This window comes from Burkholderia sp. FERM BP-3421, assembly GCF_028657905.1.
Lineage (GTDB): Bacteria > Pseudomonadota > Gammaproteobacteria > Burkholderiales > Burkholderiaceae > Burkholderia.
This window is the reverse complement of the sequence record NZ_CP117781.1, coordinates 1,159,885-1,173,706: the sequence shown is the minus strand read 5'-3', so window position 1 is coordinate 1,173,706 and position 13,822 is coordinate 1,159,885. Positions and strand designations below refer to the sequence as shown.

10 protein-coding genes and 1 pseudogene are annotated in these 13,822 nt (G+C 69.8%); 8 read left to right on the top strand and 3 right to left on the bottom strand.

The window, feature by feature from the left end:
- Positions 1 to 9: 9 nt before the first annotated feature.
- The 3 genes from Bsp3421_RS08205 to Bsp3421_RS08195 all read right to left on the bottom strand — a co-directional run bounded on the left by Bsp3421_RS08205 (position 10) and on the right by Bsp3421_RS08195 (position 4,516).
- On the bottom strand, positions 10 to 1,539 hold the full coding sequence (locus Bsp3421_RS08205; RefSeq protein ID WP_273997926.1) for a CoA-acylating methylmalonate-semialdehyde dehydrogenase: 1,530 nt from the start codon (positions 1,537 to 1,539) through the stop codon (positions 10 to 12).
- 86 nt (positions 1,540 to 1,625) lie between these two features.
- Positions 1,626 to 3,326: an AMP-binding protein gene (locus tag Bsp3421_RS08200; RefSeq protein ID WP_273997925.1), complete on the bottom strand. Its 1,701-nt coding sequence runs from the start codon at positions 3,324 to 3,326 to the stop codon at positions 1,626 to 1,628.
- Between the two features lie 56 nt (positions 3,327 to 3,382).
- Positions 3,383 to 4,516 (bottom strand): acyl-CoA dehydrogenase family protein, encoded by a 1,134-nt coding sequence (locus Bsp3421_RS08195; protein WP_273997923.1) that lies wholly within the window; start codon positions 4,514 to 4,516, stop codon positions 3,383 to 3,385.
- Positions 4,517 to 4,655: 139 nt separating this feature from the next.
- On the opposite strand from Bsp3421_RS08195, the gene Bsp3421_RS08190 reads away from it, so the two are divergent.
- The 8 genes and pseudogenes from Bsp3421_RS08190 to Bsp3421_RS08155 all read left to right on the top strand — a co-directional run bounded on the left by Bsp3421_RS08190 (position 4,656) and on the right by Bsp3421_RS08155 (position 13,816).
- Entirely contained in the window at positions 4,656 to 5,696 is a 1,041-nt protein-coding gene (locus Bsp3421_RS08190; RefSeq protein WP_273997921.1) for an AraC family transcriptional regulator, read from the top strand.
- 92 nt (positions 5,697 to 5,788) lie between these two features.
- Entirely contained in the window at positions 5,789 to 7,234 is a 1,446-nt protein-coding gene (locus tag Bsp3421_RS08185; RefSeq protein WP_273997919.1) for an NfeD family protein, read from the top strand.
- Positions 7,231 to 8,007 carry a slipin family protein gene (locus Bsp3421_RS08180; RefSeq protein WP_273997917.1) on the top strand — a complete coding sequence of 259 codons (777 nt, stop codon included), beginning with the start codon at positions 7,231 to 7,233 and terminating at the stop codon, positions 8,005 to 8,007. The genes Bsp3421_RS08185 and Bsp3421_RS08180 overlap by 4 nt, the downstream gene beginning before the upstream one ends.
- A gap of 214 nt (positions 8,008 to 8,221) precedes the next feature.
- The gene (locus tag Bsp3421_RS08175; RefSeq protein ID WP_273997916.1) at positions 8,222 to 9,106 is read left to right on the top strand and encodes a M24 family metallopeptidase; all 885 of its coding nucleotides are present in this window, start codon (positions 8,222 to 8,224) and stop codon (positions 9,104 to 9,106) included.
- A 38-nt stretch (positions 9,107 to 9,144) separates the two neighbouring features.
- The gene (locus tag Bsp3421_RS08170) at positions 9,145 to 10,932 is read left to right on the top strand and encodes an SDR family oxidoreductase (RefSeq protein WP_273997913.1); all 1,788 of its coding nucleotides are present in this window, start codon (positions 9,145 to 9,147) and stop codon (positions 10,930 to 10,932) included.
- Positions 10,933 to 10,962: 30 nt separating this feature from the next.
- Positions 10,963 to 11,888: pseudogene (locus Bsp3421_RS08165) on the top strand (metal-dependent hydrolase).
- A gap of 650 nt (positions 11,889 to 12,538) precedes the next feature.
- Entirely contained in the window at positions 12,539 to 13,516 is a 978-nt protein-coding gene (locus tag Bsp3421_RS08160) for an acyl-CoA desaturase (RefSeq protein WP_273997911.1), read from the top strand.
- Between the two features lie 27 nt (positions 13,517 to 13,543).
- Positions 13,544 to 13,816, top strand: coding sequence for an acyl carrier protein (locus Bsp3421_RS08155; protein ID WP_273997910.1), 273 nt, complete (start codon positions 13,544 to 13,546; stop codon positions 13,814 to 13,816).
- Positions 13,817 to 13,822 lie beyond the last annotated feature (6 nt).

The window sequence follows — 13,822 nt, the reverse complement described above, 5'->3', positions numbered from 1 at the left end:
GCCTCCCGTTCAGTGCAGCCGGATCGTGGTGTTGACCGCGCCCGCGCTCGCGTCGTCGTCGAACCAGCGCGCGGTGACGGTCTTGGTCTGCGTGTAGAACTGCACGACCTGCTTGCCGTAGGGGCCGAGGTCGCCGAGCTTCGAGCCGCGCGAGCCCGTGAAGCTGAAGAACGGCACCGGCACCGGGATCGGAATGTTGATGCCGACCTGGCCGACGTCGATGTCGCTCTGGAACTTGCGCGCCGCCGCGCCGCTCTGCGTGAACAGGCCCACGCCGTTGCCGAACGGGTTCGCGTTGACGAGCGCGATCGCGCCGTCGAGCGAATCGGCCGTCAGCACCACCAGCACCGGCCCGAAAATCTCCTGCGTGTAGATCGACATGTCGGGGCGCACGTCGGTGAACACCGTCGGCCCGATGAAATTGCCGTCCTCGTAGCCCGGCACCGTCACGCCGCGGCCGTCGAGCGCGAGCGTCGCGCCCGACTCGACGCCTTCCTCGATCAGCTTGAGCACGCGCGCCTTGGCCGCGCGCGACACCACCGGGCCGACGTCCGTGCCCGGCTGGTCGCCCGCGTTCACCTTGAGGGTCTTCGCCTTCGCGACGATGTCCGGCAGCCAGTCGCGCGCGGCGCCCACCAGCACCGCCACCGAGGTCGCCATGCAACGCTGCCCCGCCGCGCCGAACGCCGCGCCGACCAGCGCGTTGACGGTCTGCTCGCGATTCGCGTCGGGCAGGATCACCGCGTGGTTCTTCGCGCCCATCATCGACTGCACGCGCTTGCCGTGCTCGCTGCCGAGCCGGTACACGTGGGTGCCGACCGCCGTCGAGCCGACGAACGAGATCGCCTTCACGAGCGGATGCGTCGAGATCGCGTCGACCACCGTCTTGCCGCCGTGCACGACGTTCAGCACGCCCTTCGGCACGCCGGCCTCCAGAGCCAGCTCGACCAGCTGCATCGTCGACAGCGGGTCCTGCTCCGACGGCTTCAGCACGAAGGTGTTGCCGCACACGAGCGCCATCGGGAACATCCACAGCGGGATCATCGCCGGGAAGTTGAACGGCGTGATGCCGGCGCACACGCCGATCGGCTGGCGCAGCGTGTAGGTGTCGACGCCGCCCGCGACGTTCTCCGCGAATTCGCCGAGCTGCAGCGTGCCGACCGAGCACGCGTGCTCGACCACTTCGAGGCCGCGGAAGATGTCGCCTTCCGCGTCGGGCAGCGTCTTGCCCTGCTCGGCCGTCAGCGTGCGCGCGATGCGCGGCAGGTTCGCGCGCACCAGCTCCTGATACTTGAGCATGATCCGCATGCGCGCGGACAGCGGCGTGTTCTTCCAGGTCGCGAACGCGGCCTGCGCGGCGCGCGCCGCGGCGTCGACCTCGTCCACCGTCGCGAACGGCACGCGCGCGAGCACCTGCTGGGTCGCCGGATTGACGACATCGCGCCACTCGGCCGTTTGCGACTCGACGAATTCGCCGTCGATCAGCAGCTTGACCGTCGGTACGTCCTGCCCCGCGCGGGGCGTCGGGATTGCGTTCATCGTGCAACTCTCCTTGGGTTGGCCCCGGCGCGCGGTGCGCGCGGCGGCCCGGTTCATGTCAGGTGGTGCGCGCCGGCGCACGCGGGTCACTTCGCGTCGTCGGCGAAATCCTCTTCCCAGTACTCGCCCGGCATCCGCAGCGTCGCATCGCCGCCGCGCTCCAGCTCGCGGCGGCGCAGCTCGACGCGGCGGATCTTGCCCGAGATGGTCTTCGGCAGCTCCGCGAACTGCAGCCGGCGAATCCGCTTGTACGGCGCGAGCTTCTCGCGCGAGAAGCGGAAGATCTCGCGCGCCAGCGCCTCGCTCGGCTCGAAGCCCGTGCGCAGCGTGATGAAGGTCTTCGGCACCGACAGCCGCAGCGGATCGGGGCTCGGCACCACCGCGGCCTCCGCGATCGCCTCGTGCTCGATCATCACGCTCTCGAGTTCGAACGGGCTCAGCCGGTAGTCGGACGACTTGAAGACATCGTCCGCGCGGCCGACATAGACGTAGTAACCGTCGTCGCGCAGCAGGGCGATGTCGGACGTGCGGTAATGGCCGTCGCGCATCGCGTGCGCGGTGGCGTCCGGATTGTTCGCATAGCCGTTCATCACGTCGCGCGCGTGCAGGCCGCCCTCACCCAGCTTCAGCGCGATCTCGCCCTCGGCCGCGGGCGCGCCGTCCGGGTCGAGCAGCGCGATCCGGTAGCCGGGCAGCGGCCGGCCCATCGAGCCCGTCACCACCGGCTGGCCCGGCGAGTTGCCGATCACGCAGGTGGTCTCGGTCTGGCCGTAGCCGTCGCGGATCGTCACGCCCCACGCTTTCCTGACCCGCTCGATGATCTCGGGATTGAGCGGCTCGCCCGCGCCGACGATCTCGCGCACTTTCACGTCGAACGATGCGAGCGGCTGCTGGATCAGCATCCGCCACACCGTCGGCGGCGCGCACAACGTCGTGATCCCGCGGCGCACCAGCGTGTCGAGCACTGCCTGCGGCTCGAAGCGCGCGTAATTGAACGCGAACACGCAGGCCTGCGCGTTCCACGGCGCGTAGAAGCAGCTCCACGCATGCTTGGCCCAGCCCGGCGAGCTGATGTTCCAGTGGATGTCGCCCGCCTGCAGGCCGATCCAGTACATCGTGACCAGATGGCCGACCGGATAGGTGCGGTGCGTGTGCTCGACCAGCTTCGGCTTCGAGGTCGTGCCCGAGGTGAAATACAGCAGCATCGGGTCGTGCGCGTGCGTGACGCCGTCCGGCGTGAACGCCGCGCTCGCGTGGCGGGCGTCGTCGAGCGCGTGCCAGCCGTCGCGCGGCGCGCCCGCGACGAGCCTGATGAGCCCGAGGCCCGGCTGCTCGAACTTCTCCGTCTCGCGCTCGTCGACGATCGCGAAGCGCGCCTCGCCGAGCGTCACGCGGTCGCGCACGTCGTCGGCCGACAGCTGCGTGGTCGCGGGCAGCACCACCGCGCCGAGCTTCATCGCGGCCAGCATCGCATCCCACAGCTCGACGCGGTTCGGCAGCATCAGCAGGATCCGGTCGCCGCGCCGCACGCCGATGCCGCGCAGGTAGTTCGCCAGCCGCGCGGACCGCTCGGCCATCTGCGCGAACGAATAGCGCGCCTCGCTGCCGTCCTGCTCGACGATCCACAGCGCGGGCCGGTCGTTGCCGTTCGCCATCGGGTCGAAATAGTCGAGCGCCCAGTTGAAGGTGTCGAGTTCGGGCCAGCGGAAATCGCGGCAGGCCGTGTCGTAGTCGGTGCGGTGACGCTGCAGGAAATCGCGCGCGTCGAGAAAAGCCTGTGCCGTCATGGTGTCGTCTCCGTCCAGGTTGGGCGCGCCGGTCGCCGCCGGCTGCGCGGTCGCGCTCACAGCTGGCGTGCAATCACCATCCGCTGTACTTCGCTCGTGCCCTCGTAGATCTGCGTGATGCGCGCGTCGCGATAGTGACGCTCGACGTCGTAGTCGACGAGATAGCCGTAGCCGCCGTGAATCTGGATCGCGTCCGAGCACACGGCCTCGGCCATCTCCGACGCGAACAGCTTCGCCTGCGAGGCCTCGGACAGGCACGGCAGGCCCTCCGTGCGCAGCCGCGCCGCGTGATGCACGAGCAGGCGCGCGGCGTTGATGCGCGTGGCCATGTCGGCGAGCTTCTGCGCGATCGCCTGGTGCTCGGCGATCGGCTTGCCGAACTGCACGCGCTCGCCCGCATAGCGGCGCGCCTTGTCGAACGCCGCGCGCGCGACGCCGACCGCCTGCGCGGCGATGCCGATGCGGCCGCCCTCGAGGTTCGACAGCGCGATCTTCAAGCCCTCGCCGCGCGCGCCGAGCAGGTTCGCCTCGGAAATCGCGCAGTTCTCCAGCGTGATCGGGCAGGTGTCGGAGGCGCGGATCCCCATCTTCTTCTCGGGCTTGCCGACGATGAAGCCCGGCGTGTCGGTCGGCACCAGGAATGCGGACAGGCCGCGCTTGCCTTGATCCGGATCGGTCATGGCAAAAACGATCGCGAGCCCGGCGCGCGCGCCGTTGGTCACGAACTGCTTGCTGCCGTTCAGGATCCAATGGCCGTCGCGCAGCTCCGCGCGGGTGCGCAGGTTGTGCGCCTCGGAGCCGGCCTGCGGCTCGGTCAGGCAGAACGCGCCGATGGTGCGGCCCGCGGCCAGCTCGCGCAGCCAGCGCTCCTGCTGCGCGGGGCTGCCGAAGTGCAGCAGCGGCCCGCAGCCGACCGAGTTGTGCACGCTCATCAAGGTCGCGCACGACGCGCAGCCGGCCGCGATTTCCTCCAGGGCGAGCGCGTACGCGGTGTAGTCGGTGTAGGAGCCGCCCCATTCGGCCGGCACGATCATCCCGAGCAAGCCCAGTTCGCCCATCTGCGCGACCACCTCGCCGGGCAGGTGCGCGTCGCGGTCCCACTGCGCGGCGTTCGGCGCGAGCGCCTCGGCCGAGAAGGCGCGCGCGGCGTCGCGGATCATCCGTTGATCTTCGGTGTAAAGCTGGTCCATGGCGCTGCATGTCTCCCGGCGGCCGTGCCGCCCTGTCTGTCATCTTTCAAGTGTAGGCAACGCGCGATTTCTGTTCGATGCTCGCTCCGCTCATTTACACTGATCGTTTTTGCCACACTGCTGCACAGACGGTTCAACGATGACGCAAGAAGAAAAGGGGACGGTTTCAATCGCCCTGGTGGAGACCAGCCTCGCGCTCGCGCGCCGGCAAGGCGCCGACGAGACGGCGCTGCTGGCGGCCGCGGCGATTCCCGCGGCGCTGCTGGGTGCGCCGAAGGCGCGCGTGTCGGCGCAGCAATACGGCGCCCTGTGGAACGCGATCGCGCACGCGCTCGACGACGAATTCTTCGGGCAGGACCGCCATCCGATGCGCAACGGCAGCTTCATCGCGATGAGCCAGGCCGCGCTCGGCGCGCGCACCGGGTTGCGCGCGCTCAGCCGCGCGGTGAACTTCATGCGCTATGTGCTCGACGACCTGCACGCGGAGATCGACGTCGACCCGCACCGCGTGCGCCTGCGCTTCGTGCATCGCGACGGCGCGGGCGCGCCGGAGATGTTCACCTACGCGACCTACTTCATCCTCGTCTACGGCCTGACCTGCTGGCTGATCGGCCGGCGCATCCCGCTGCTGCACGCGCGCTTCCGCTGCGCGGAACCGCCCGCCGCGCACGAATACCAGCTGATGTTCTGCGATGATCTCCGCTACGGGCAGGATGCGTCGTACGTCGATTTCGAGCCCGACTTCGCCGCGCTGCCGGTGGTGCAGACCGCGAAGACGCTGAAGGCGTTCCTGCGCGGCGCGCCGGCCAATTTCATCGTCAAGTACCGCAACCCCGACGCGCTCGCCGGCCGGGTGCGCGCGGCGCTGCGCGGGCTGCCGCCCGTCGCGTGGCCGACCGCCGATGCGCTCGCGGCGCGGCTGCATGTCGGCGAGGCGACGCTGCGCCGCAAGCTGAAGCAGGAAGGCCAGTCGTACCAGGCGATCAAGGACGCGCTGCGCCGCGAGCTGGCCTGCGACGCGCTCGCCGAACCCGAGCGCACCGTCGCGGAGATCGCCACCTCGCTCGGATTCGCCGAGCCCAGCGCGTTCTACCGCGCGTTCCGCAAGTGGAGCGGCCTGAGCCCCGCCGACTACCGCCGGCGGCTGCCGGGCTTCGCGCTTTCCCCGGAAAAGACCTAAGCTACAAGCATCGGGCCACGCCCATCCACCGGCGCGGCCGCGCCGGTTGCGGCAACGCAGCACGGCGTCGCGGTCGCCTGCCGGAAGCCGCCATGCCTGTTGACCATCGATCGTCGCGGCACCCCAGCACCCTGCCCGCCCGCCTCGCGCGCGCGGCGCTGCTGTTGCTGGGCCTGTTCGCCGTCTGCGCGGCGCTCGCCGCGACGCCGCCCACGCCCGCCCCCGTCGTCATGATTCCGGTCGACGGCGCGATCGGCCCCGCGAGCGCCGATTTCATCGTGCGCGGGCTCGCGCATGCCGAGGCGACGCACGCGCAGCTCGCGGTGCTGCAACTCGACACGCCGGGCGGCCTCGACACATCCATGCGCCAGATCATCAAGGCGATCCTCGCCTCGCCGGTGCCGGTCGCGGCCTACGTCGCGCCGGCCGGCGCGCGCGCGGCGAGCGCCGGCACCTACCTCGTCTATGCGAGCCACATCGCCGCGATGGCGCCCGGCACCAATCTCGGCGCGGCCTCCCCCGTGCAGCTCGGCGCGGCGGGCGCGGCCGCGCCGGGCGGCCGCGCGGGCAGCGGCGCCGACACGGCCTCGACCGAGGCCCGCAAGGCCACCCACGACGCGGCCGCCTACCTGCGCAGCCTCGCGCAGCTGCGCGGCCGCAATGCCGAGTGGGCCGAGCGCGCGGTACGGGAGGCGGTGAGCCTGCCCGCGGCCGACGCGCGCGCGCTGCACGTGGTCGATCTGGTCGCCGCCGATCCCGCCGATCTGCTGCGCCAGCTCGACGGCCGCGAGGTGTCAACCGAGTCGGGCCTGCATCGCCTCGACACCGCGCACGCGCCGCTCGACTGGCGCATCGCGGACTGGCGCAGCCGGCTGCTCGCCGTGATCACCGAGCCGAACGTCGCGCTGATCCTGCTGACGGTCGGCATGTACGGCCTGTTCTTCGAGTTCGCGAACCCGGGCTTCGTGCTGCCCGGCGTCGCGGGCGCGATCAGCCTGCTGACCGGCCTGTTCGCGCTGCAGCTGCTGCCCGTGAACTACGCGGGCCTCGCGCTCGTCGTGCTCGGCCTCGGCTTCCTGATCGCCGAGGCATTCCTGCCGACGTTCGGCGTGCTCGGCATGGGCGGCATCGCGAGTTTCGCGATCGGCGCGCTGATGCTGATCGACACCGACCTGCCCGGCTACGGCGTGCCGTGGCCCGTGATCGCGGCGCTCGCGGCGACGGGCGCGCTGCTCGTGCTCGTCGTCTCGGGCGGCGCGCTGCGCGCGCGCCGCCGACCGGTGGTGACGGGCGCCGAGGCGCTCCTCGGCAGCATCGGCGAAGTGCTCGACGACGGCCTGCAGCCCGACCAGCCCGCGCGCGGCCCGACGGCGCCGTCGGCGGCCGGCTGGGCGCTCGTGCACGGCGAACGCTGGCGGGTCGCGAGCAGCGCGCCGCTGGCCGCCGGCCACCGGGTCCGCGTCACGGGCCGGCAGGGCCTCACGCTGACCGTCGCGCCGCTGTACGACCCGCCGTCCGCACCAGGAGAACCTTCATGATCAGTTTCACCTTCGGCTTCGGCAGCCTGCTGGCCCTGCTCGCACTGGTGCTCGTCGCGATGGCCGTGCGGATCTTCCGCGAATACGAACGCGGCGTGGTGTTCATGCTCGGCCGCTTCTGGAAGGTCAAGGGGCCGGGCCTCGTGCTGATCGTGCCGATCGTCCAGCAGGTGGTGCGCATCGACCTGCGCACCGTCGTGTTCGACGTCCCGCCGCAGGACGTGATCACGCGCGACAACGTCTCGGTCAAGGTCAACGCGGTCGTGTACTTCCGCGTCGTCGATCCGGAGAAGGCGGTGATCCAGGTCGCGCGCTACTTCGAGGCCACCAGCCAGCTCGCGCAGACCACGCTGCGCTCGGTGCTCGGCAAGCACGAGCTGGACGCGCTGCTCGCCGAGCGCGAGCAGCTCAACGCCGACATCCAGAAAGCGCTCGATGCGCAGACCGACGCGTGGGGGATCAAGGTGTCGATGGTCGAGATCAAGCACGTCGACCTCAACGAGACGATGATTCGCGCCATCGCGCGTCAGGCGGAGGCCGAGCGCGAGCGGCGCGCGAAGGTGATTCACGCGGAGGGGGAATTGCAGGCGTCCGAGAAACTGCTGCAGGCCGCGCAGCTGCTCGCGCTGCAGCCCCAGGCGATGCAGTTGCGCTATCTCCAGACGCTGACCACGATCGCCGCGGACAAGAATTCGACGATCGTGTTTCCGTTGCCGGTGGATCTGCTCAACGCCGTGCTGGAACGCCTCGGCACGCCGAAATCCCCGTCGTAGGCCCACCCCGGCGCGCGCCGCCTGATCCGTCCCCTGGGGAGCGGGCGCGCCGCCGCTCGACCGGATTAGGAGAAATACTCCTTTCTAAAGGCTCGCGTCCGTCGCTCACTGGTATAAGATATTTACATTGACCAATGACACAGTTCGAGCTGACTCATTAAAAGGCGGACGCGCTCGCCTCCTTCGGCCGGCTGTCACCAGGAGACGACGCATCATGGCCGACCACGCCCTGCCCACGGTCCATCCGGACGAACTCGCGCAGTTCCGCGCCGTCCAGCAGCTCGCCTACCAATGCGTCGAAACGGTCGGCGCGATGCTGCAGCCGGGCATGACCGAGAAGGACGCCGCGCGCCTCCTGATCGAATGGGCCCAGGACCACGGCGTGCGCGACTGGCTGCACAAGCCGTTCGCCTGGTTCGGCGACCGCACCGCGTTCGAGGGCTTCTCCGGTTTGAAACACCTGGGCGGCTTCAATCTCGCGTTCTTCCCGAGCAACCGCCGGCTCGAACCCGACATGCCGATCATCCTCGACGTCGCGCCCGTCGTCGACGGCGTGGTCGCCGACGTCGGCTACGCGCACTGCCTCGGCCGCAATCCGATCCTCGACCAATTGCAGGACGACCTGATCGCGCATCGCGAACTGATCGTGGGCCTGGTGCGCGAGCGCCGCACGCTCGCGGAAGTCGCGCAGGCCGTGGACGCGCTGTGCCGGCGCCAGGGCGTCGCGCCGCGCCACAAGGCCTACCCGTTCAAGGTGCTCGCGCACCGCGTCGCGAAACTGCACGCCCCCGCGAAGCCGCGCTTCGTCGCGCGCTTCGGCCTCAACTCGACCCGCAACCTGATGCTCGACCAACGGCTCGCGGGCAAGCAGCAGGGCTGGTCGCCGCTGTGGTCGATCGACCGGCGCTCCGCGCACGCGCCCACGCCGGGCCTGTGGGCAGTCGAACCGCATCTCGGCTTCGCGGGCGTCGGCGCGAAATTCGAGGAACTGCTGGTGATCACCGACGACGACGCCTACTGGCTCGACGACGACCTGCCGCACGTGCGGCGCTGGAACCGCCGCCAGGAGGCGGCCGCCGCGCACGAGCAGGCCGCCTGAGGCCCGCCGCGCCCTTCCCCTTTCCACACGGTCCCACGATGCAGCCTCTCTCCGACGAAGCGCCGCTCGCGCTGTTTGAAGCGGTGTACACCGAATCCGCCGTGCCCTCGGGCGACGTCACGCTCGCCGTCAAGACCTGGGGCGACCCCGCGCACCCGGCCGTCGTGCTCGTGCACGGCTATCCGGACGACAGCAGCGTCTGGCACGCGGTCGCGCCCTTGCTCGCGAAGCAGCATTTCGTGATCGCCTACGACGTGCGCGGCGCGGGCCTGTCGAGCGCGCCGCCGCGCACCGCCGACTACCGGCTCGCGCGGCTCGTCGACGACTTCGCCGCGGTGCTCGACGCGTTCAGCCCGACCCGGCCCGTGCATCTGATCGGGCACGACTGGGGCTCCATCCAGGGCTGGGAATTCGTCACCGAGCCGCGTCTCGCCGGCCGCATCGCCTCCTACACCTCGTGCTCGGGACCGTGCCTCGACCACGTCGGCTACTGGTTGCGCCGGCAACTATCGCGACCGTCGCCCGCCGCGCTCGGCCGGCTCGGCGGACAACTGCTGCGCTCGTGGTACGTGTACCTGTTCCACCTGCCGCTGCTGCCCGAATGGAGCTGGCGCCTGTGGCTCGGCCGCGCCTGGCCGCGGCTGCTGCGCCGGGTCGAGCGCACCGCGATCGCGCCGCGCCCGACCCAGGCCGGCGACGGCGCGCGCGGCGTGCGCCTGTACCGCGCGAACTTCATCCGCTGCCTGTTCGCGCCGCGCGAACGCTTTGCGCACGCACCGGTGCAGGTGATCGTGCCGCTCGGCGACAAGTACGTGAGCCCGGCGCTGTCGGAGGATCTGTCGCGCTGGGTGCCGCGCTACTACCGCCGTACCGTGGCCGCGCGGCACTGGCTGCCGGTCGCGGACCCGGCGCGCTTCGCCGGCTTCGCACAGGAACTGATCGACGCGGTCGAACACGGCGTCGAGCCGCCCGCGCTCGCGCGCGCGCGCCGCGCCAATCCGAGCGGCCCGTTCAGCGGCAAGCTCGCGGTGGTCACCGGCGCGGGCAGCGGGATCGGCCGCTGCGCCGCGCTCGAATTCGCGAAACGCGGCGCGACGGTGGTCGCGGTCGACATCGACCTCGCCGGCGCCGAGCGCACCGCGCTGCTGGTCGGCCTGCTCGGCGCGCGCGCGCACGCGCGGCGCGTGGACGTCGGCTCCGCCGAGGCGATGGAGGCGCTGGCCGAATGGGTCGACCGCGAACTCGGCGGCGCCGACATCGTGGTCAACAACGCCGGCATCGGCATGGCGGGCGGCATCCTCGACACCAGCGCCGCGCATTGGGAGCGGATCCTGCACGTGAACCTGTGGGGCGTGATCCACGGTTCGCGCCTGTTCGCGCGCCGGATGGTCGCGCGCGGCGCGGGCGGGCATATCGTCAACACCGCGTCGGCGGCCGCGTTCGGCCCGTCGCGCGACCTGCCCGCCTATGCGACCACCAAGTCGGCCGTCCTGATGCTCAGCGAATGCATGCGCGCGGAGCTGGCGGAGCACGGGATCGGCGTGACCGCCGTGTGCCCGGGCTTCGCGGAGACCGGGATCATGGCGTCGACGCACTACGCGGGCGCGAGCGCGCAGGACGAAGCGCGCCTGCGGCAGCGCGCGACGCGGCTCTACCAGATGCGCGGCCTGAAGCCGGAGACCGTCGCGCGCGCGATGGCGGACGCCGTGCAGCGCGACCGGCCGCTCGTCGCGGTGGGCGCGGAGGCGCATGCGATGCGTTTCATCGGCCGTTTCATGCCGTGGCTCGGCCGGCTGATCGCGCGACTCAACATGGCCGCGCACTGAGCAGCGGACCCGATATCAACGGAGACTCCCATGAGCGCACCCGACGGCCACCATCTGATCAAGGCACGCCACGTGCGCTTCGATTTCAGCGCGACGCCGATTCAATGGATTCCGGGCGACCCGGCCAGCACGCACATCATCAACACGCTGAACCTGCTGTTTCCCGAGGGCGAGCTGTGGTTCTGCCGCGTTATACAACAAGGCGCTGCCGCTGATCGACGACCCGGCGCTGCGCGCGGACGCGGAAGGCTTCCTGCGTCAGGAGGCCGTGCATTCGCGCTCGCACGGCGGCGTGCTCAAGCACTACTACGAACGGCATGGGATCGATACGCAGCCGTTCACGAAACGCCTCGCCTGGCTGTTCGGCAAGATGCTCGGCGAGAAGGCGTTCGGCTTCGCGGCCGAGCTGGGCAAGACGCGCTACTGGTTGCGCCAGCAACTGGCGGTGATCGCCTCGCTCGAACATTTCTTCGGCTATCTCGGCAACTGGGTGTTGAACGCGCGCGCGCTCGACGGGGGCGAACGCCGATCCGACCATGGTCGACCTGCTGCGCTGGCACGGCGCGGAAGAAGTCGAGCATCGCACCGTGGCGTTCGATATCTACCGGCACATGGGCGGCCATTACCTCGAACGCGCGCTGCACATGAGCTTCGTGATCGTGATGCTGCTGTATTTCGTCGCGACGGGCGCGAAGTTCATGTACCGGCGCGATCCGGCGGCGGGCCGCTATCCGGGCTTCGCGATCGCATGGTGGCGCGGCTCGCGGCGCGGCCACCTGCCGTCGTTCTGGAAGATGATCGCGGCGGCGCTGCGGTATTACCGGCCCGGGTATACGCCGCACGCCGAAGGTTCGACCGCGCAGGCGCTCGCCTATCTCGCGCGCTCGCCCGCCGCGCAAGCCGCCGCGCACGGCGGGAACTGGGGGGTGGCAAGGCGGGCGGCGGGGGAAGGTTGACGCGGCGGCCGCATCGTCGAAGGCGACGCAGGGCATGCATCGGCCAGCCCGGCGTCGACACCCGCGCCGTCGAATGGACTTCGTCCGTCGGCGCATGCGGCGCGGCCCGCGATGAGTCGATCAATCCCCGCGCCTGCGCAAAACCTCGCTGCGCGCCGGACAAGACAATGAATAAGAAAAATGCCACGAAATAGCCGCTGTCCATTTCACGACAAATCGATATTTTTTACCGACCATATCACGCGCATCAGGACTCGACATTTTCACTCATCCCGGCACCTCGATTTCCCGCATGAAAAGTCGAATCGAATAAAATCAGACCCCAAAACCACCCGATTCCGCGCGCCGGCCCACGCCTCGCCCTGCCGGCCAACCCTCTCCTCCCCCCGCCATTCCACCATCCTTCCCCTAACGACTTTATTCAAAAAAAATCCCGCCGTTTGGAATCATCCCTCTATCCCGATCTTCCTTGACTTCTCATTTTAAATATCCAAAGAATGCATCATGCTTCGCGCATGTTTGCAGAAAAATAACCACACCATAACAAACAGATATCACCTGTATTCACGACACGCTTCGAAATAATGACAATCGGAAAGCCGTCAGGCCGGACCGGTTGAAGAACACGCCAATCACCCGAGGGATACCTGATGAGCACAGGCCAACCGCCGTCGCCGGCCGGTGACGAGCACACGATCGACAATGCGCTGCGCGGCGCCGACACCGCGCCCGCCGCCCGTCTCGACCGCGCGCTCGCGCTGATCATCGTCGCCCTGCCCGCTGTCGGCACCGCGCTCGCGATCGCCCTGTGGATCGCGGGGCACGGCCCGGGCCCCGTCGAATGGGCCGTGTTCGGCGTGTTCTACTTCGCGACCGCGCTCGGCCTCGAAGTCGGCTTTCACCGGCACATCACGCACAAGGCGTTCAACGCACGGCCCTGGGTCCGCGCCACGCTGATCGCGATGGGTTCGATGGGCGTGCACGGCCCGGTCAACTGGTGGGCCGCGATCCATCGCCGCCACCACGCCACCAGCGACGGCCCCGGAGACCCGCATTCGCCGCACCTGTCCGGCGCCAGCGCGGGCGGCCTGCTGCAAGGGCTGTACCACAGCCACTTCGGCTGGCTGTTCGTCGGCCGCTCCACGCGCCCCGACGGCTGGGAACGCTACGTCCCGGACCTCTATCGCGACCCGCTCGTGTTCCGCCAGCACATGCTGTACTACCGCTGGGTGGTGATCGGCCTCGTCGTGCCGCCGCTCGTCTGCGGCCTCGCGGCGCGCTCGTGGAGCGGCGTGCTGCTCGGCTTCCTGTGGGGCGACCTGGTGCGGATCTTCGCGGTCAGCCACTGCATCTGGGCGCTCAATTCGTTCTGCCACGTGATCGGCCGGCGCGACTTCGCCACCACCGCGCACGACCGCAGCCGCAACAGCCTGCTGCTCGCGCTGCCCACCTTCGGCCAGGGCTGGCACAACAACCACCACGCGTTCCCGGGCTCGGCGTTCACCGGCCTGCACTGGTGGCAGCTCGACCCGGGCGGCCTGTTCGTGCGCGTGCTGCAAGCGCTGCGCCTCGTCTCCGAGGTCAATCGGCCGCCGGCCGAACTGATCGAGAAGAAGCGCCTTTCCTGACCCCTCTGCCACTCACGGAGATTCCCGATGACGCAAGCGACTATGACGGCCGTCCAGCCCGATGCGGAAACCGCGCAGGAGATCCAGAACTGGATGATCGCGTACCTGGTGAACCAGAACGGTATCGGCCGCGACGCGATCGACCTCGACAAGGAGTTCATCGACTACGGCCTCGATTCGGCCGCCGCGCTGCGGATGGTCGGCGATCTCGAGGACTACCTGAAGCGCAAGCTGTCGCCGAGCCTGCCCTACGAGCACCCGACGATCGCGCAGCTCTCGCGCGCCCTCGCCGGCCGTTGAACGCCC

What these genes read in the sequence shown, in the direction of transcription:
- Bsp3421_RS08190 (WP_273997921.1), top strand. Translation starts at nt 4,656, where the DNA reads ATGACGCAAGAAGAAAAGGGGACGGTTTCAATCGCCCTGGTGGAGACC.
- Bsp3421_RS08200 (WP_273997925.1), bottom strand. Translation starts at nt 3,326, where the DNA reads ATGACGGCACAGGCTTTTCTCGACGCGCGCGATTTCCTGCAGCGTCAC.
- Bsp3421_RS08160 (WP_273997911.1), top strand. Translation starts at nt 12,539, where the DNA reads ATGAGCACAGGCCAACCGCCGTCGCCGGCCGGTGACGAGCACACGATC.
- Bsp3421_RS08170 (WP_273997913.1), top strand. Translation starts at nt 9,145, where the DNA reads ATGCAGCCTCTCTCCGACGAAGCGCCGCTCGCGCTGTTTGAAGCGGTG.
- Bsp3421_RS08205 (WP_273997926.1), bottom strand. Translation starts at nt 1,539, where the DNA reads ATGAACGCAATCCCGACGCCCCGCGCGGGGCAGGACGTACCGACGGTC.
- Bsp3421_RS08155 (WP_273997910.1), top strand. Translation starts at nt 13,544, where the DNA reads ATGACGCAAGCGACTATGACGGCCGTCCAGCCCGATGCGGAAACCGCG.
- Bsp3421_RS08195 (WP_273997923.1), bottom strand. Translation starts at nt 4,516, where the DNA reads ATGGACCAGCTTTACACCGAAGATCAACGGATGATCCGCGACGCCGCG.
- Bsp3421_RS08185 (WP_273997919.1), top strand. Translation starts at nt 5,789, where the DNA reads ATGCCTGTTGACCATCGATCGTCGCGGCACCCCAGCACCCTGCCCGCC.
- Bsp3421_RS08175 (WP_273997916.1), top strand. Translation starts at nt 8,222, where the DNA reads ATGGCCGACCACGCCCTGCCCACGGTCCATCCGGACGAACTCGCGCAG.
- Bsp3421_RS08180 (WP_273997917.1), top strand. Translation starts at nt 7,231, where the DNA reads ATGATCAGTTTCACCTTCGGCTTCGGCAGCCTGCTGGCCCTGCTCGCA.